Source organism: Thalassovita mangrovi (genome assembly GCF_009857745.1).
Lineage (GTDB): Bacteria > Pseudomonadota > Alphaproteobacteria > Rhodobacterales > Rhodobacteraceae > Thalassobius > Thalassobius mangrovi.
The window spans coordinates 106160-122711 of the sequence record NZ_WWEN01000001.1 but is presented as its reverse complement, the minus strand read 5'-3'; the positions used below and the strand labels follow the sequence as shown (position 1 = coordinate 122711).

The 16552-nt window shown below is 63.8% G+C and carries 17 protein-coding genes; 6 read left to right on the top strand and 11 right to left on the bottom strand.

The window, feature by feature from the left end; all coding sequences use genetic code 11:
- Window positions 1–177: 177 nt before the first annotated feature.
- The 6 genes from GR167_RS00590 to purC form a co-directional block, all read right to left on the bottom strand.
- Complete coding sequence (locus tag GR167_RS00590; RefSeq protein WP_160971502.1) at window positions 178–1512, bottom strand: sigma-54-dependent transcriptional regulator; 1335 nt, start codon at window positions 1510–1512, stop codon at window positions 178–180.
- Window positions 1513–1517: 5 nt separating this feature from the next.
- Window positions 1518–3257 (bottom strand): sensor histidine kinase, encoded by a 1740-nt coding sequence (locus GR167_RS00585; RefSeq protein WP_370741204.1) that lies wholly within the window; start codon window positions 3255–3257, stop codon window positions 1518–1520.
- A 66-nt stretch (window positions 3258–3323) separates the two neighbouring features.
- Window positions 3324–3992, bottom strand: a complete 669-nt coding sequence (gene purQ / locus GR167_RS00580) for a phosphoribosylformylglycinamidine synthase subunit PurQ (protein ID WP_160971500.1) — start codon at window positions 3990–3992, stop codon at window positions 3324–3326.
- 134 nt (window positions 3993–4126) lie between these two features.
- Window positions 4127–4588, bottom strand: a complete 462-nt coding sequence (locus GR167_RS00575) for a DUF1203 domain-containing protein (protein WP_160971499.1) — start codon at window positions 4586–4588, stop codon at window positions 4127–4129.
- Between the two features lie 115 nt (window positions 4589–4703).
- Window positions 4704–4934, bottom strand: coding sequence for a phosphoribosylformylglycinamidine synthase subunit PurS (purS, locus tag GR167_RS00570; protein ID WP_160971498.1), 231 nt, complete (start codon window positions 4932–4934; stop codon window positions 4704–4706).
- A gap of 84 nt (window positions 4935–5018) precedes the next feature.
- Window positions 5019–5780, bottom strand: a complete 762-nt coding sequence (purC, locus tag GR167_RS00565; RefSeq protein WP_160971497.1) for a phosphoribosylaminoimidazolesuccinocarboxamide synthase — start codon at window positions 5778–5780, stop codon at window positions 5019–5021.
- Between the two features lie 275 nt (window positions 5781–6055).
- Here purC and GR167_RS00560 point away from each other — a divergent pair, with 275 nt between their 5' ends.
- Window positions 6056–6373 (top strand): DUF1476 domain-containing protein, encoded by a 318-nt coding sequence (locus GR167_RS00560; protein WP_160971496.1) that lies wholly within the window; start codon window positions 6056–6058, stop codon window positions 6371–6373.
- 167 nt (window positions 6374–6540) lie between these two features.
- Window positions 6541–7551, top strand: coding sequence for a betaine--homocysteine S-methyltransferase (gene bmt / locus GR167_RS00555; protein WP_160971495.1), 1011 nt, complete (start codon window positions 6541–6543; stop codon window positions 7549–7551).
- Between the two features lie 45 nt (window positions 7552–7596).
- Here the strand turns inward: bmt and GR167_RS00550 are convergent, their stop codons facing one another.
- Complete coding sequence (locus GR167_RS00550) at window positions 7597–8688, bottom strand: PA0069 family radical SAM protein (protein ID WP_160971494.1); 1092 nt, start codon at window positions 8686–8688, stop codon at window positions 7597–7599.
- Between the two features lie 198 nt (window positions 8689–8886).
- On the opposite strand from GR167_RS00550, the gene GR167_RS00545 reads away from it, so the two are divergent.
- On the top strand, window positions 8887–9588 hold the full coding sequence (locus GR167_RS00545) for a cobalamin B12-binding domain-containing protein (protein ID WP_160971493.1): 702 nt from the start codon (window positions 8887–8889) through the stop codon (window positions 9586–9588).
- Window positions 9589–9607: 19 nt separating this feature from the next.
- Complete coding sequence (locus tag GR167_RS00540; RefSeq protein ID WP_160971492.1) at window positions 9608–10246, top strand: DUF1638 domain-containing protein; 639 nt, start codon at window positions 9608–9610, stop codon at window positions 10244–10246.
- 131 nt (window positions 10247–10377) lie between these two features.
- On the opposite strand, the gene GR167_RS00535 is transcribed toward GR167_RS00540, so the two are convergent.
- Window positions 10378–10791, bottom strand: a complete 414-nt coding sequence (locus tag GR167_RS00535; protein ID WP_160971491.1) for a SufE family protein — start codon at window positions 10789–10791, stop codon at window positions 10378–10380.
- A gap of 125 nt (window positions 10792–10916) precedes the next feature.
- On the opposite strand from GR167_RS00535, the gene GR167_RS00530 reads away from it, so the two are divergent.
- Window positions 10917–11408, top strand: coding sequence for a hypothetical protein (locus GR167_RS00530; RefSeq protein ID WP_160971490.1), 492 nt, complete (start codon window positions 10917–10919; stop codon window positions 11406–11408).
- 13 nt (window positions 11409–11421) lie between these two features.
- On the opposite strand, the gene rnd is transcribed toward GR167_RS00530, so the two are convergent.
- The 3 genes from rnd to purM all read right to left on the bottom strand — a co-directional run bounded on the left by rnd (window position 11422) and on the right by purM (window position 14328).
- Complete coding sequence (gene rnd / locus GR167_RS00525; protein ID WP_160971489.1) at window positions 11422–12579, bottom strand: ribonuclease D; 1158 nt, start codon at window positions 12577–12579, stop codon at window positions 11422–11424.
- Window positions 12580–12688: 109 nt separating this feature from the next.
- Window positions 12689–13282 carry a phosphoribosylglycinamide formyltransferase gene (gene purN / locus GR167_RS00520; protein WP_160971488.1) on the bottom strand — a complete coding sequence of 198 codons (594 nt, stop codon included), beginning with the start codon at window positions 13280–13282 and terminating at the stop codon, window positions 12689–12691.
- The gene (purM, locus tag GR167_RS00515; RefSeq protein WP_160971487.1) at window positions 13279–14328 is read right to left on the bottom strand and encodes a phosphoribosylformylglycinamidine cyclo-ligase; all 1050 of its coding nucleotides are present in this window, start codon (window positions 14326–14328) and stop codon (window positions 13279–13281) included. The genes purN and purM overlap by 4 nt, the downstream gene beginning before the upstream one ends.
- A 494-nt stretch (window positions 14329–14822) precedes the next feature.
- Here purM and GR167_RS00510 point away from each other — a divergent pair, with 494 nt between their 5' ends.
- Entirely contained in the window at window positions 14823–16544 is a 1722-nt protein-coding gene (locus tag GR167_RS00510; RefSeq protein ID WP_160971486.1) for a methyl-accepting chemotaxis protein, read from the top strand.
- Window positions 16545–16552: the final 8 nt, after the last annotated feature.

Below are 16552 nucleotides of genomic sequence, written 5' to 3'. Positions count from 1 at the left end.
GACACCGGAGCATTACCCGGATAGCGCGTATTATATGGGGAAATAACGGAACCGACACCCGGATTGCGGAAATATAATCCGATCAGATCCACGACGTCCGGCCGCTGCGGACCGGGACAAGAAACCGGCCCATCCCGGCTGTCCCGCGCGGACGATCGCACGCGCGGGATGCTTTGATCACAGATAATCCGACCGCTGCAGGCCATACTTGGCCATCTTTTCGTTCAGCGTCCGGCGCGGCAGGCAGAGCTCTTCCATCACGTTGACGATCGATCCCTTGTGGCGGCGCATCGTGTTGTCGATCAGCATCCGCTCGAACGCCTCGACATATTCCTTCAGTGGCTTGCCCTCGGTGGTCATCACCGGCTGCATGTCTTCATGATCCGACATCAACAGCGAGGCGATGGTGCCGCTGCCCCGGCGCGATTGCAGCACTGCGCGTTCGGCCAGGTTGATCAGCTGGCGCACATTGCCCGGCCAGGGCGCCTGCAGCAGTTGCGCGGCTTCCTGCGCCGACACTTGCGGCGCCTCGCAGCCATATTCCTCGGCGAACTGTTCCACCAGGTTGGAAAACAGCGTCAGGATGTCCTCGCCGCGCTGGCGCAGCGGCGGCAGGGTGATGCGCAGGGCGGCCAGGCGATAGAACAGGTCGGAGCGCATCGCGTCTTCGCAGGTGCGGTCCTGTTCCTGCATGTTGCAGATCGCCACGATGCGGGTTTCCGCGGGCGTGCCCTGATCGTTGATGAAGCTCAGCAGGCGCGCCTGCAGGCTGTCCGACAGCGCCTCGATATCTTCCAGGACAAGCGTACCGCCGCGGGCTTCTTCCACCGCGGGCAATTGCGTGTCCTCGGGCTGCATCGGGCCGAACAGGCGCTTGGCCAGCGCGTCTTCATCCCAGGCGGCGCAGGACAGCAGGACGAATTTCTTGCCCGCACGGGCCCCCACCGCGTGCAGCGCGTGCGCCACCAGCGTCTTGCCGGTGCCGGTTTCGCCGTCGATCAGCACGTGACCATCGGCCTGGCCCAGGTCCAGGATGTCTTCGCGCAGCCGTTCCATCACCGGCGAGGTGCCGATCAGCTTCTTCATGATCTGGCTGCCGTCGGACAGTTCCCGGCGCAAGGCGCGGTTGTCCAGCGTCAGGCGGCGGTTGTTGGTGGCCTTCTTGGCCAACTCGGTCATCCGGTCGGGGTTGAACGGCTTTTCGAGGAAATCGAAGGCGCCGACGCGCATCGCCTCGACCGCCATCGGCACGTCGCCGTGGCCGGTGATCATGATCACCGGCAGCGCGCTGTCCGATCCCATCAGTTTCTTCAGGAACCGCATCCCGTCCATGCCCGGCATCTTGATATCGGTGATCACGATGCCCGGGTAATCCGGCCCGATCCCCTTCAGCGCATCCTCGGCGCTGGCGAAGGTTTCGGTGTCGTACCCCGACAGGGCCAGCCACTGGCTGATCGACTGCCGCATATCCTGTTCGTCGTCGACGATGGCGATTTTCATTGCTTTCGACATGCTACTCATTCCGCTGCTGCGATATCGCTTTCCCCAGTTAAGATAGGAAGTTGCATTTCAAATACAGCCCCCCCGCCCTCGGCGTTGCGCGCCAGAAGCCGCCCGCCGAGGTCGCTGACGATCCCCGAAGAGATCGCCAGACCCAGCCCGACGCCTTCGCCGGGTTTCTTGGTTGTATAGAAAGGTTCGAACAATTCATCGAGATCTTCAATCCCGTGACCGTTGTCGCGCACCGTCAAGGTGGCGGTCTCCCCGCCCGCCAGGATGATCTCGATTTCCGGATCCTCGACCGACTGGGTGGCGTCAAGCGCGTTGCGCAGCAGGTTGACCATCACCTGTTCGATCCGCACCCGGTCGCCCATCACCCGCACCCGGTCGGACGGCATCGCCCGGGTGATGCGCACCTGGCGGCTTTTCAACTGCGGTTCCATCATCGACAGGGCCGAGGCCAGCGCCTCGCCCAGATCGACCGGCGAAAACGTGTCGCCGCCCTTGCGGGCATAGCTTTTCAGCTGCCTCGTGATCGCGCCCATCCGTTCGATCAGGTCGTCGATGCGCTGGAAGCTCGACAGCGCCTCTTCGCCCCGGTTGCGGCGCAGCAGCAGCCGCGCGCCCGCCAGATAGGTTTTCATCGCCGCCAGAGGCTGGTTCAGTTCGTGGCTGACGGCGGCCGACATTTCGCCAAGCGCCGCCAATTTCGAGCTTTGCGCCAGCGTCTGTTCGGCCACGTCGAGCGATTTTTGCACCCTCTCGCGTTCGGCGATTTCCCGCTGCAGCCGCGCGTTCAATTCGCGGAGTTCTGCCGATTCACGCTGGAACAGCATCATCCGCAGCGCCGTTTTCCGGCTCAGCGCATAGAAGGCCAGCGCCAGGAAAATGGCGAATCCCATGATTTCCAGCGCCAGCACCCCGTTCACCTTCTCGCGCACGCTTTCATAGGTGGTGAAGCTGGCGATGCGCCAGCCGCGGAACGGGATGCGGCTTTCCATCCGGATCACCGGCTGGCCTTCGACATAGGCGTCGGCCGGGTCCATCGTCCAATCCGCGGTGACCTTGATCGCGCGTTCGATCGCCGTATCCGGCGGCGCGACGGCCAGCGCCTCCGCCTCGGTCTGGCCACGCCAGCGCGGTTCGGTGGCCAGGATGATCGTGCCTTCGCTGTCGGTGACCAGAACCGCGTCGGAAATCCCCGCCCAGGCGCGTTCGAACTTGTGCAGATCGACCTCGACCAGGATCACGCCCAGGGTCTGACCCTGATCCTCGATCCGCCTGGTATAGGCGAAAAGATACCCGCCCGATTCCCGCCGCAGCACGGTGAACAGCGTTTCGCTGGCCCGGATCGCGTTGATGAAATAGGGCTCGTTGCGGTGCTGGCTGCCCAGCCGGTTGCGGTCGGTGGCCGCCACCGCGCGGCCGTCGGAATCCAGCAGCATCAGCGACGCGGCGCCGATTTCCTCGACAAAGGAAATCAGCCGCTGGGTCGAATTGGTGTAATCGGACGAATTCAGCGCCCCGATCAGCGTCGGGTCGCGCGACAGAAGCTGCGGCACGATGGCGTTGCGGCGCAGTTCCGACAACAGGTTGCCGCTGTAAAGCGCCAGCCGCAGCTCGGCCCGGTTGCGGGTGTTTTCGGTGAACCGGTCGGTCAGCAGCGCGTTGGTGGTCACCACCGTGCCCACCGCCAGCAGCATCAGCCCGACAAGCGCCAGCCGCACCCGCCACGAAATCGTGCGGGGGCCTTTCATGGATAACAGGGATCGACGCAACCGGGACATGCCTCAGGATATGTCACTGGCACCCGCCGGGGCAAGTCACGCCGTGGCCAGCATATCCATCAGGTTGCGGAACATTGCCGATCCGTCGGTGCCGCCATGTTCGGGTTCGGCCATCCGTTCGGGGTGCGGCATCATGCCAAGCACCCGGCGGTTGCGGCTGACCACGCCTGCGATATCGGCGACCGACCCGTTCGGGTTGTCGAGATAGGTGAAGGCGATGCGCTCCTCGCCCTTCAGTTCGGCCAGCTTGGCGTCGTCGACATAGTAATTGCCGTCATGGTGGGCGATCGGAATCAGGATTTCCTGCCCCTTGTCATAGCCGCCGGTATAGATCGTATCGGTGGTTTCGACCCGCAGACCGACCGGCCGGCAGATGTATTTCAGGTTGGCGTTGCGGCGCAGCGCGCCGGGCAGCAACCCGGTTTCGGTCAGGATCTGGAAGCCGTTGCAGATGCCCAGGGCATAACCGCCCTTTTCGGCATGGGCCACAACCGAACGGCAGATCGGCGAATTCGCCGCGATGGCGCCGCAGCGCAGGTAATCGCCGAAGGAAAACCCTCCGGGGATGCCGACGATGTCGATGCCTTGCGGCAGCTCGGTATCCTTGTGCCAGACCATGGTGACGTCTGCGCCTGCCTTTTCGAAGGCTACGGCAAGGTCACGGTCGCAGTTGGATCCGGGGAAAACGATGACGGCGGCTTTCATCGGGCGCACTCCTTGGCTCAGGGTCCGGGCGGTCGGGGCCCGGGCTGCGGGCGCGTCGCGCGCATCGCAGCGGTTCGTCCGCCTGATACGATGGTGCGCCGCCCTTATCAAGCCCGCAGAAACCGGCGCGGCACTCAGTCCCGCGTGGCCCGGGCCATCCAGCAATTGTTGCGCGCCGAGCGGATATCGACAAAGGCGATGTCATCGCGCGCCAGCAACTGCGCGATATAGGTTTCGATTTCGGCCCGCGGCGTGACCTGCCCGGTGCCATAGACGATGCGTTCGCGGGCGTCGTAGCCCTTGACCAGGTAATCCGGCGACGTGGTCAGAACCGGCGGCAGGGCGCTGCCCCGATAGGGCGCGCAGTCGTCGGCGCACAGGAAAATCGGCCCCAGTTCGGCATAGGGCTGCAGCGCCCGGAATGGCCGATGGGCGCAGATCAGCATCCCGGCGCCCTCGGGCACGTGGTTCAGGCAATGGCGGCAGGGGTTGCCCGCACCGTCGCTTTGCGCCCGTTCGGCCGCCATCCGGTTGGCATCCGGCCCGCCAGCCCGCAGCCCCCGCGCCACGTCGCTGCTCAATCCCTGAAAAATCATGTCCGTCCTTTCGCGTTTCGCTATGGGACGGGCATACGCAAAACGGACCGCCACCGGCGATCCGTTTCATGCTTATAAGACTGCGGCTGAAGGCGTTTCAAAACGCCCCGGCCAATCAGCCCATGTCGATCGTGTAGCTTTCGATCACGGTGTTGGCGAGAAGCTTCTCGCACATGTCCTTCACCGTGTCCTCGGTGGTGCCCTCGGCCAGGTCCAGTTCGATCACCTTGCCCTGGCGCACGCCCTCGACGCCGTCAAAGCCCAGCGAACCGAGCGCGTGGCGCACAGCCTCGCCCTGCGGGTCCAGAACACCGTTTTTCAGCATGACGTGAACGCGAGCTTTCATTTGCGCTTCTCCGGTCTGTTGCCGCGCCAAGGGCGGCGGGAATGGTCAGTCAATGGCGTAAGGCCCTGTATACGGGCCAGCCTTTCAATTGATCAGGGTCGGTTTGCCCTGCGGGGCCGAGCTTTTGGGCATCACGCCCAGGCGCTTGGCCACTTCGGTATAGGCATCGGTCAGGCTGCCCAGGTCGCGGCGGAACACGTCCTTGTCTAGGTGGCGGCCGGTTTCGATATCCCACAGGCGGCAGCTGTCGGGGCTGATTTCATCGGCGACGATCAGGCGCTGGTAATCGCCCTCGAATACGCGGCCGATCTCGATCTTGAAATCGATCAGCTTGATGCCGACGCCATACATCACCCCGGCCAGGAAATCGTTGACCCGCAGCGCCAGGCTGAGGATGTCGTCCATGTCCTGCTGGCTGGCCCAGCCGAAGGCGGCGATATGTTCCTCGGTGACCAGCGGGTCGCCCAGCTTGTCGTCCTTGTAGCAGTATTCGATGATCGGGCGCGGCAGTTGCGTGCCTTCCTCGATGCCAAGGCGCTTCGACATCGATCCGGCGGCATAGTTGCGCACGATCACTTCAAGCGGGATGATTTCGCACGACCGCACCAGCTGTTCGCGCATGTTCAGCCGCTTCAGGAAGTGGTTCGGCACGCCGATATTGGTCAGGCCGAGCATGAAATATTCGGACAGAAGGTTGTTCAGAACCCCCTTGCCCTCGATCACATCCTTCTTCTCGGCGTTGAAAGCGGTGGCGTCGTCCTTGAAATACTGCACGATGGTGCCCGGTTCGGGACCTTCATACAGTGTCTTCGCCTTGCCTTCGTAGATTTTCTTGCGCCGTGCCATGACCACTCCGTCAATCCTGCGGGGATGAGTCCCCGGCAATGGCGACCTCTTAGTGCAATGGGGCCAATGCCGCAATAGGGCCCGGTTGCGCAGCCCAGCCCGCAACTGCGGTAAAATCGGTGAAAGCGGCCCAAAACGGCCCCGTTTCGCCCCGCGCCGCGCCCCGGGGACGACGCAGAGGCGACACCGGAACGACTGAAAAGACCAGAACCCTTGCGCCACGCGCTGACTACGGGCATATGGGGACCAACACCAACGTCACCCGAGGATCTAAAATGACCACCTTTGACGATCGCGAATCCGCATTCGAAGCCAAATACGCCCATGACGAAGAAATGGTCTTCAAGGCCGAAGCCCGCGCCAACAAGATGCTGGGCCTGTGGGCGGCCGAACAGCAGGGCATTTCGGGCGACGAAGCCGATGCCTATGCCCTGACCGTGATCAAGGCCGATTTCGAAGAAGCCGGCCACGAAGACGTGGTGCGCAAGGTTGCCGCCGATCTGGAAGGCAAGGCAGACGCCGACGCGATCCGCGCCAAGCGCGCCGAACTGCTGGTCGCCGCCAAGGCCGATCTGATGAAGGACACCGACTAAGCTTCGGGCCGCAACGCTTCAAGTCTCAGGCAAACGCGGCGCTCCAGCGCCGCGTTTTGTCGTTTCGGGACCATTCATTTCATCGCCGTGCGGCCATAATGGGTGCGCCCGGTGCCGCATTTGACAGGGCTCACCGCCCGACATGCCAATTCGATTGGACACAAGCTATGACCGACGCCCTTTCCCGCCTTCTGGAAACCCGCGACTGGCTGATGGCCGACGGCGCGACCGGCACCAACCTGTTCAACATGGGGTTGGAATCGGGCAACGCGCCGGAATTCTGGAATGTTGACCATCCCGACCGGATCAAGAAGCTGTATCAATACGCCGTCGATGCGGGCAGCGACATCTTCCTGACCAATTCCTTTGGCGGCAACGCGTCGCGGCTGAAACTGCACGGGGCGGAAAACCGTGCCCGCGAACTGTCCCGGATCAGCGCCGAGCTGGGCCGCGAAGTGGCCGATGCCGCCGGGCGGCCGGTGGTGGTGGCCGGATCGGTCGGCCCGACCGGCGAGATTTTCGCGCCGATGGGTCCGCTCACCCACGCAGCGGCGGTGGAGATCTTCCACGAACAGGCCGAGGGTCTGAAGGAAGGCGGCGCCGACGTGCTGTGGCTGGAAACGATTTCCGCCCCCGAGGAATACAAGGCCGCCGCCGAAGCCTTCGCCCTGGCCGGCATGCCTTGGTGCGGCACGATGAGTTTCGATACCGCCGGGCGCACCATGATGGGCGTGACCTCGGCCCAGATGGTCGACATGGTGGAAAACCTGCCCAACCCGCCGATCGCCTTCGGCGCCAATTGCGGCGTCGGCGCATCCGACCTGTTGCGCACGGTGCTGGGCTTCGCCGCCCAAGGCACCGAGCGGCCGATCATCGCCAAGGGCAATGCCGGCATCCCGAAATATCATGACGGCCACATCCATTACGACGGCACGCCCGAACTGATGGCCGAATACGCCGTTCTGGCGCGCGACGCCGGCGCCACCATCATCGGCGGCTGCTGCGGCACCATGCCCGAACACCTGGCCGCGATGCACGAGGCGCTCACCACCCGCCCGCGCGGGCCGCGCCCGACGCTGGAACAGATCACCGAAACGCTGGGCGCGTTTTCCTCGGCCAGCGACGGCACCGGCGACGCCCCCGCCCCGGCCCGGCGCAGCAGGCGGCGACGCGGCTGAGGCGAGCCTCGCCCGACAGGGAGAGGCGAGCCCCCTGCCCGGCTCTCACCCGAACAGCTCCATCTGGTCCCCTGGGCCAAGCGGCACCCGGAACAGATCGCAGCGTAGCTTCGGCTGCCTGCGGTCCAGCCCCAGACGCTTCGCCGCTATCTCGAAGCGCTTGGCGATCATCCTGGCATAGACCCCCTCGCCCCGCATCCGCCGCCCCCAGGCCGCATCATAGTCCTTGCCGCCATGCATCTCGCGCAGCCGCGCCATCACCCGCGCCGCCCGGTCCGGGTAATGCTCGGCCAGCCATTGCTGGAACAAGGGCGACACCTCGCGCGGCAGCCGCAGCATGATCCAGCTCGCCGCCTCCGCCCCGGCCTCCCTGCCCGCCTGCAACAACGCCTCGATCTCGTGATCGCTCAACCCCGGCACGATGGGCGACGCCATAAGCCGCACCGGAACCCCGGCATCCGCCAGCCGCCGGATCACCGCCAGCCGCCGTTTCGGGCTCGGCACCCGCGGTTCCATCCGCCGCGACAGCCCCGCATCCAGCGTCGTCACCGACACCCCCACCCGCACCAGCCCGTCGCGCGCCATGTCGCCAAGGATATCGAGGTCGCGCTCGATCAGCGTGCCCTTGGTGACGATGGCCACCGGATGGCGGAAGTCGCGCAGCACCTGCAGGCAGGCGCGCGTGATCCCCATATCCCGTTCCACCGGCTGATAGGGATCGGTGTTGGTGCCGATCGCCAGCGGCGCCACCTTGTAGGACTTGCGCCGCAATTCCCGCGCCAGCACCGCCGCCGCATCGGGCCGCGCCACCAGACGGGTTTCGAAATCCAGCCCCGGCGACAGGCCCAGATAGGCGTGGCTCGGCCGGGCGAAACAATAGATGCATCCATGTTCGCAGCCCCGGTAAGGGTTGATCGAGCGGTCGAAGGGCAGATCGGGCGAGCGGTTATAGGTGATCATGCTGCGCGGCTGCTCGATCCTCACCTCGGTCTTCAGCACCGGCAAAGGGTCGTCCGCGTCCCAGCCATCGTCGAAGGGTTCGCGCTCGAACCGCTCGAACCGGCCCACATCGTTGCTGGCCGCGCCGCGACCGCGGCGGCGTTCTGAATCGACGGGGATCTTGGCGGAATGGGGCATGGCTCAATATAGAACATTTCAGGAACATCAGGCAAGACGCGCGCGATTTTCACGCCGAATTCACCGCTCAGGTCGGTTGCGGTCTGCGTCCTGTCGCAATCCGCCTAGTCGCCAAACCGGTTTTTTCCCAAAGCTGACAGAGGAATGACAGTTTCGGCCCGCGACAAGAACGGCCGAACCAACCCAAGGAAACGCGCCATGTCCGATCAAGAAGACGACATCATCCTGTCCGAACTGGATGACGAGGAACTCGTCCAGCAAATGTTCGACGACCTCTATGACGGTCTGAAGGAAGAAATCGAGGAATCCGTCAACATCCTGCTGGAACGCGGCTGGGCGCCCTACGACATCCTGACCGAGGCTCTGGTCGGCGGCATGACCATCGTCGGCCACGATTTCCGCGACGGCATCCTGTTCGTGCCCGAGGTGCTGCTGGCGGCCAACGCGATGAAGGGCGGCATGTCGATCCTGAAACCGCTCTTGGCTGAAACCGGCGCGCCGCGTATGGGCAAGATGGTGATCGGCACGGTCAAGGGCGACATCCACGATATCGGCAAGAACCTCGTTTCCATGATGATGGAAGGCGCCGGATTCGAAGTGGTTGATCTGGGCATCAACAACGCGGTCGAGGCCTATCTCGAAGCACTGGAGGCCGAACAGCCCGACATCCTGGGAATGTCGGCGCTGCTGACCACCACCATGCCTTACATGAAGGTGGTGATCGACACGATGGTCGAACAGGGACTGCGCGAAGATTACATCGTGTTGGTCGGCGGCGCGCCGCTGAACGAGGAATTCGGCAAGGCGATTGGCGCCGATGCCTATTGCCGCGACGCCGCGGTCGCGGTGGAAACCGCCAAGCAATTCGTGGCGCGCAAGCACAACCAGCTCAGCGCCTGACCTGCCCCCGCGCCCCGCGATGGCACAGCCCGACGACGATACCCTGACCGAAACCGGCCTCGCCCCGCAGGGGCGCGGCCGCGTGCTCTTGATCGCCTGCGGTGCACTGGCGCGCGAAATCCTGGCGCTGAAGGCGCTCAACGGCTGGGATCACATGGACCTGGCCTGCCTGCCCGCCATCCTGCACAACCACCCCGAAAAAATCCCCGCCGCCGCCCGCGCCGCGATCGAAAAGCACCGCGAAAATTACGACCGCCTGTTCCTGGTCTATGCCGATTGCGGCACCGGCGGCGCGCTGGAACGGCTCTGCGCGGAGGAAGGGATCGACATGATCCCCGGCCCCCATTGCTACAGCTTCTTCACCGGCAACGCCGCCTTCGCGGAACGCGCCGAGGACGATCTCACCGCCTTCTTCCTCACCGATTTCCTGACCCGGCAATTCGACGCTTTCGTCTGGCACCCGCTCGGGCTCGACCGCCACCCCGATCTGCGCGACATGTATTTCGGCCATTACACCAAACTGGTCTACCTGGCCCAGACCGACGACCCCGCGCTCAGCGCCAAGGCCGAAACCTGCGCCGCCCGCCTTGGCCTCGCCTACGAGCGCCGCTTCACCGGCTACGGCGATCTGGCCGCGGAACTCGCGAAACGCGCCTAATCTTCTTCTGTTCCCAAATATCCCGGGGGAGGCGTTGAAAATCCAAAGATTTTCAACGTCGGGGGCAGCGCCCCCACACCGCTTCGCCCTTGGGCGAAGCTAAACCTGCGTGGCGCAGCCACACAATCAGGTCACGCCGCCGCCTCAGCCGCCACCAGGCGAATCCGCTCGATCATCGCGCGCACCCCGTTCGAACGCTGCGCCGACAGGTGATCGTGCAGCCCCAGCCGCGCCAACTCGGCCTGTGCGTCGATCGACGCCACCTCACCCACCGGGGTGCCGTTGTAAAGCGCCCGCAGCACGGCGATCAGCCCGCGCACGATCATCGCGTCGCTGTCGCCGTCGAATTCCAGGATGCCGCCCGCGATCTTCGGATGCAGCCAGACCTGGCTGGCGCAGCCCTCGACCTTGGTGGCGGGGACTTTCAGCGCCTCGTCGAGCGGCTCCATCGCCTTGCCCAGTTCGATCACGTGGCGATAGCGGTCTTCCCAGTCTTCCAGGAATTCGAAATCCTCGACAATCTCTTCAAAGGCGTCACGGGCCATTTCGGGGTCCTTTCCTTGCGTCCTTTTCAGTTATGCGCGCCGCTGGCAAAGGTCCAGCCCCGCAAGCGTCTTTTCAAGCCCGCCCGGATGAGGTAACCCGTTGGCAAAGCAGATGAGGCGAGACGATGCAGAAATCCCTTTCGGTCCTTTTGATCTCGGCGGTCGTTCTGAGCGGCTGCGGTACTTCCCGTCTCAATCCGAAGAACTGGTTCGGACGCAGCCAGGCGGTGCCTGTCGCCAGCGCCACGGACGCGAACCCGCTGATCCCGAGAAAAAACCGCCTGTTGAAGCGCGACACCAGCTATCAGGGCACCCTGGTCGGCGAGATTCGCGATCTGACCATCGAACGGGTGCCCGGCGGCGCGATCGCGCGGGTGACCGGGTTGGCCGATCAGCAAGGCCCCTATGAGGTCAGGCTGATGCCGCTGAACGACGGCGCGCCGGTGGGCGGGGTTCTGAGCTACGAGCTGCGCGCGCTGAGCGTGCCCTACAACGCGGTGGGAACGGAAAGAAGCCGCACGCTGACCGCTGCCGTCTTCGTGACCGATCAGGATCTGGCCGGGGTGCGCGAAATCAGGGTGCTGGGTGCCCGCAACGCCCGGTCGAGCCGCCGCTGAGCACGGCGCGCTCTCACAATTCGACGATCTTTACCGATTTGCCCTTCGCCGCCAGCGCGATGTCGCCGTTGCACAGGCGTAGCGCGTCTTCGCCGAACACTTCCCGGCGCCAGCCGCTCAGCGCCGGCACGTCGCGCAACCCGGCCGCGATCGCATCCAGATCGGCCGCCGGCGCGATCAGCTTCGACGCCACGCCGGCGCTTTCGGTCTTGGCCTTCAGCAGCACCCGCAGCAGGTCGGCCAGCGCCGGGTTCACCTGCAGCTTGTCGCGGCTGAGGTCCGGCTTCGGGTAATCCTCGGGCGGGCATTCGGTCCCGGCCTGGACCGCCGCCAGGATACCGTCGGCGATCTCGCCCTTGCGAGCCTCGCGCAGCAGCAGCCGCGAGCGGCCCAGATCGGTCATCGAGGTGGGCTTGGTCGAGGCCAGCTCGACCAGCGCGTCGTCCTTGAACACGCGGCTTCGCGGCACGTTGCGCGATTGCGCATAGCCTTCGCGGAACCGCGCCAGTTCGCGCACCACCGCCAGGAACTTGCCGCTGTTGGTACGGGTCTTGACCCGCTTCCAGGCTTCCGAGGGCTGAATGATATAGGTCTCGGGATCGGTCAGGATGCGCAGTTCTTCCTGCACCCATTTGGCCCGCCCGGTCTTGTCCAGCTGGGCGGCAAGATATTCATAAATCTCCCGCAGATGGGTCACGTCGGCCAGCGCGTATTTCTTCTGCGCCTCGGTCAGCGGGCGGCGCGACCAGTCGGTGAAGCGCGAGGTCTTGTCGAGGCTTTGCTTGGCCACCTTGCGCACCAGCGTCTCATAGCCGACCTGTTCGCCGAAGCCGCAGACCATCGCCGCCACCTGGGTGTCGAACAGCGGTTCGGGAAACACCTGATTTTCGACGAAGAAGATTTCCAAATCCTGCCGCGCCGCGTGGAACACCTTGACCACCGAAGTGTCGCGGAACAGGTCCATCATCGGGTCCAGCGACATGTCCTTGGCCAGCGGATCGACCAGAACGGCGGTGTCGTCGGTATCGCCGGGCATTGCCAGCTGCACCAGGCAGAGCTTGGAATAATAGGTTCGTTCGCGCAGGAACTCGGTATCGACCGTGACGTAATCGTGTTTGCGTGCTTCTTCGCAGAAACGGGCGAGCTCTTCGGTCGTGGTGAGTGTCTTCATCGGCGCCTTGGATTCGTGATCTTGTTTCGGTGTGGCACGGTATGCGGCCTGTCGCCCAGACATACGCGATTGCGCCGGGGATGCAAAGCATACCCGGCCTGCATTGCCGTCAATCTAGATAGACCGGGTCGGTTTTGCCCTGGGCGAAGCGTTCCAGCACCGCCGGGTAGAGCCTGTGTTCCTGCACCAGGACCCGCGCGGCCAGGGTTTCGGGCGTGTCGTCCGGCTGTACCGGAACCCGCGCCTGGCCCAGGATCGGCCCGTCGTCCAGCGCCGGCGTCACCATGTGCACGGTGCAGCCGGCCTCTTTGTCGCCCGCCTCAAGCGCGCGCTGATGGGTGTGCAGCCCCTTGTATTTGGGCAAAAGCGAGGGGTGGATGTTCAGCATCCGCCCTTCCCATTTGCGCACGAAGCTTTCGGTCAGCACCCGCATGAAGCCCGCAAGGCAGATGATGTCGGGGTCGGCCGCTTCCAGCTTGGCGTTCAGTTCCGCCTCGAAGCCTTCGCGGTCGCCCTTGAAGGGGCGGTGATCGACGGCGAAGGTGGGCACGCCCATCTCGGCCGCCTTTTTCAGCCCGCCCGCCTGCGGATCGTTCGATCCGACCAGCACCGGCCGCGCCGGGTGATCGCCCACCATGCTTTCGACCAGCTTCACCATGTTCGAACCGCCGCCCGAGATCAGGATCGCGACCTTCTTGGTCACAGCAGCGCCCCGGTGTAACGCACGCCCTCGCCCGCCTCGATCTCGCCCAGGCGGGACACGGTTTCGCCCGCCGCCGTCAGCAGCGCGGTCACCGCATCGGCTTCGGCGGCGTCGCAGACGACGATCATGCCGATGCCGCAGTTGAAGGTCTTCAGCAGTTCGCCCTGTTCCATGCCGCCGGTTTCGGCCAGCCATTTGAACACCGGCGGCAGATCCCAGGCATCCAGGTCGATGGTCGCGCCGGCGCCTTCGGGCAGAACCCGCGGCAGGTTTTCGGTCAGGCCGCCGCCGGTGATGTGGGCCAGCGCATGCACGCCGCCCGCGCGGACCGCTTCCAGCACCTGCTTGACGTAAAGCCGGGTCGGCGCCAGCAGCGCCTCGCCCAGGGTAATGTCGGCGTTCCACGGGCAATCGGCGTCCCAGCCCAGCCCGGACACCTCGACCAGCTTGCGCACCAGCGAATAGCCGTTCGAATGCACCCCGTTCGATCCCAGACCCAGCAGCACGTCGCCGGTTTTCACGCCCTTGGGCAGGTCCTGCCCACGTTCCATCGCACCGACCGCGAAACCGGCCAGGTCGAAATCGCCTTCGCTGTACATGCCCGGCATCTCGGCGGTTTCGCCACCGATCAGCGCGCAACCCGATTGGGCGCAGCCTTCGGCGATGCCTTCGATGATCCGCGCGGCGCTGTCGAGTTCCAGCTTGCCGGTCGCGAAGTAGTCGAGGAAGAACAGCGGTTCCGCCCCTTGGCAGACCAGATCGTTGACGCACATGGCGACCAGGTCGATGCCGATCGTATCGACATTGCCGGTATCGATGGCGATGCGCAGCTTGGTGCCCACCCCGTCGGTGGCGCCGACCAGGATCGGGTCGCTGTAGCCCGCATCCTTCAGATCGAACAGCGCGCCGAAGCCGCCCAGCCCCGCCATCACGCCCGATCGCGACGTGCGCTTGGCGGCGGGCTTGATCCGCTCGACCAGTTCGTTTCCTGCATCGATATCAACGCCCGCATCCGCATAGGTCAGGCCGTTCTTACCTTGGCTCATGTGACTATCCCCGGTGAATTTGCGCCCCCGATAGACCATCGGCCGCGCTAAGTCCACGCCCCGACGTAAAGCGGCGCCAAATACCGGCGTTTTTCTTTTCCGAACCCTGCCGTAGCGTCACCTTTCGCGACGCTGCAAGAAATTACAGGCATGAAATATCTTTCGGCCAGACACCTCTCTTTCGTCGGCATCGGGCGAATGTCATTCGGCGGTAGAATTTGTGTCTAACTTCAAAGGTTTTCAAGCACATCACCGACGCACAAATCGGCCCCGAGACTCCCGCGCCCTTAAAAAAAAGCAGTGCCAGATGTATTTTTTAATCGGTGGTAGAATGCCGGCATCTTCCACTACCGCAGCTTACTCACATTCCATTCACCGAATTCAACCCAGGTGCGACTTTTTGGGGGTTAAAAACAGCCCTGACAGCGCCGTTTGACGTATCAGACCGCCCTCCCGGGTGATCTTGTGAAATTAGATAAACGAGAAATGCGAGTATGGCTGCAAACACTTCCAAAGATTTATCGCTTGCTCAGGATAACGACGATCTGTCCGAGCAATCCATCTACACCGCTTATGAGTATCTCAGCTGCCCGATTATGGTGTGCGACAAGGATCTGGTCATCCGCTACGTCAACTCCGAAGGGTATAATATGTTCGAACGGCTGGAACAGGATATCCAGTCGGACCTGCCGCATTTCGAAGCCCGCAACATCGTCGGCCAAACCATCGACGTGTTTCACAAGAACCCGGCCTATCAGCGCGACATCATCAGCCGCCTGACGTCGTCGCATGACGGCAATTTCAAGATCGGCCAGACCTATCTGGGCTTCCACGCCATCGCCAAATTCGAAGAGGGCGGTGCCCTGGACGCGATCGTCGTCCAATGGCGCGACCGCACCAGCGAATTGCAGGCCAAAAGCGACCTGGAACGCTTCCTGGCCGAAATCAAGGCGATGGGTCAGGCCCATGATGCCGGCGAGATCAGCGTCTTCGTCGATGCCAACCAATTCCCCAGCGATTTGCAGGAAGTCGCCAAGGCGGTCAATGATATGGTGCGCGACCACATCCATGTGAAGAAACGCGCCATTGCGGCGGTTCAGGCCTTTGCCAAGGGCGAATTCGACTATGAGCTTGAACGCTTTCCGGGCGAAAAGGTATTTGTGAACGACAGCATCGAACAGGTGCGCACCGCGTTCCGCAAGATGAACGGGGAAATCCTGCGCGCCTCGCAGGCGATCCAGCAGGGCGATCTATCGCTGACCATCAACCTGGATGATTTCGACGGCGAATATCGCGACGTCATGACGTCCTTCGACCATACGTTCGGCGATCTGAGCGACCTGGTGGGCGATCTGAAGACCCAGATCAACGAAATCACCAAAGCCGCAGAGGCAGTTTCCAGGACTTCCTCGACCCTGTCCACCGGGGCGCAGCAGAGCTCCAGCGCGATCGACCAGATTTCGTCGAGCTTCGATGAGACCGAAAGCCAGGTGCGCGCCACTTCCTCGGCCGCGGGCCGGGCGAAAACGGTGGCGGTCGGCGCCAACCAGACCGTTTCGGAAAGCCGAAGCACCATGTCGAGCATGAAACAGGCGATGGAAGGGATCGACACCTCGGCCCGTTCGATCAGCTCGATCAACAAGGTGATCGACGAAATCGCCTTCCAGACCAACCTGCTGGCGCTGAACGCCGCCGTCGAGGCGGCCCGCGCGGGCACCCACGGCCGCGGCTTCGCCGTGGTGGCGCAGGAAGTGCGCACCCTGGCGCAGCGGTCGGCCAAGGCAGCGAAGGAAACCACCGACCTGATCGACCAGTCGACCCAGGCCATCGCCGAGGGCGTCGCGATCACCGACTCGATGGACAATTCGCTGAACACGCTGGCGGACTCCTTCGAGGAAGTGCAGTCGCTGGTGAGCGAGATCAGCAAGGCGACCGACGAACAAAGCTCGGCCATCGCGCATATCAATATCGCGGTGTCGGAAATTTCCTCCAGCGCGTCGACGGTGGACAGCGAATCCACCTCGCTGGCCGCAGGGGCCGAGGAATTGTCGTCGAGCGCCAATCACATGCTGAGCCAGCTGGGCCGGTTCAAGCTGCGCAGCAAACAGGCCGGCGGCGGCATGCCCAACCTGAACGGATTGCCGCCCGAAATGGCCGAACAGTTGCGGGCCTACCTGGCCAAGGCCCCGGCCGCGAACAAGTTCGCCGCCGAATAACGCCCCCG

Excerpts from the sequence above, each read along its gene's own strand:
- GR167_RS00590 (WP_160971502.1), bottom strand. The coding sequence starts at position 1,512 with ATGTCGAAAGCAATGAAAATCGCCATCGTCGACGACGAACAGGATATG.
- GR167_RS00585 (WP_370741204.1), bottom strand. The coding sequence starts at position 3,257 with ATGAAAGGCCCCCGCACGATTTCGTGGCGGGTGCGGCTGGCGCTTGTC.
- purQ (WP_160971500.1), bottom strand. The coding sequence starts at position 3,992 with ATGAAAGCCGCCGTCATCGTTTTCCCCGGATCCAACTGCGACCGTGAC.
- GR167_RS00575 (WP_160971499.1), bottom strand. The coding sequence starts at position 4,588 with ATGATTTTTCAGGGATTGAGCAGCGACGTGGCGCGGGGGCTGCGGGCT.
- purS (WP_160971498.1), bottom strand. The coding sequence starts at position 4,934 with ATGAAAGCTCGCGTTCACGTCATGCTGAAAAACGGTGTTCTGGACCCG.
- purC (WP_160971497.1), bottom strand. The coding sequence starts at position 5,780 with ATGGCACGGCGCAAGAAAATCTACGAAGGCAAGGCGAAGACACTGTAT.
- GR167_RS00560 (WP_160971496.1), top strand. The coding sequence starts at position 6,056 with ATGACCACCTTTGACGATCGCGAATCCGCATTCGAAGCCAAATACGCC.
- bmt (WP_160971495.1), top strand. The coding sequence starts at position 6,541 with ATGACCGACGCCCTTTCCCGCCTTCTGGAAACCCGCGACTGGCTGATG.
- GR167_RS00550 (WP_160971494.1), bottom strand. The coding sequence starts at position 8,688 with ATGCCCCATTCCGCCAAGATCCCCGTCGATTCAGAACGCCGCCGCGGT.
- GR167_RS00545 (WP_160971493.1), top strand. The coding sequence starts at position 8,887 with ATGTCCGATCAAGAAGACGACATCATCCTGTCCGAACTGGATGACGAG.
- GR167_RS00540 (WP_160971492.1), top strand. The coding sequence starts at position 9,608 with ATGGCACAGCCCGACGACGATACCCTGACCGAAACCGGCCTCGCCCCG.
- GR167_RS00535 (WP_160971491.1), bottom strand. The coding sequence starts at position 10,791 with ATGGCCCGTGACGCCTTTGAAGAGATTGTCGAGGATTTCGAATTCCTG.
- GR167_RS00530 (WP_160971490.1), top strand. The coding sequence starts at position 10,917 with ATGCAGAAATCCCTTTCGGTCCTTTTGATCTCGGCGGTCGTTCTGAGC.
- rnd (WP_160971489.1), bottom strand. The coding sequence starts at position 12,579 with ATGAAGACACTCACCACGACCGAAGAGCTCGCCCGTTTCTGCGAAGAA.
- purM (WP_160971487.1), bottom strand. The coding sequence starts at position 14,328 with ATGAGCCAAGGTAAGAACGGCCTGACCTATGCGGATGCGGGCGTTGAT.
- GR167_RS00510 (WP_160971486.1), top strand. The coding sequence starts at position 14,823 with ATGGCTGCAAACACTTCCAAAGATTTATCGCTTGCTCAGGATAACGAC.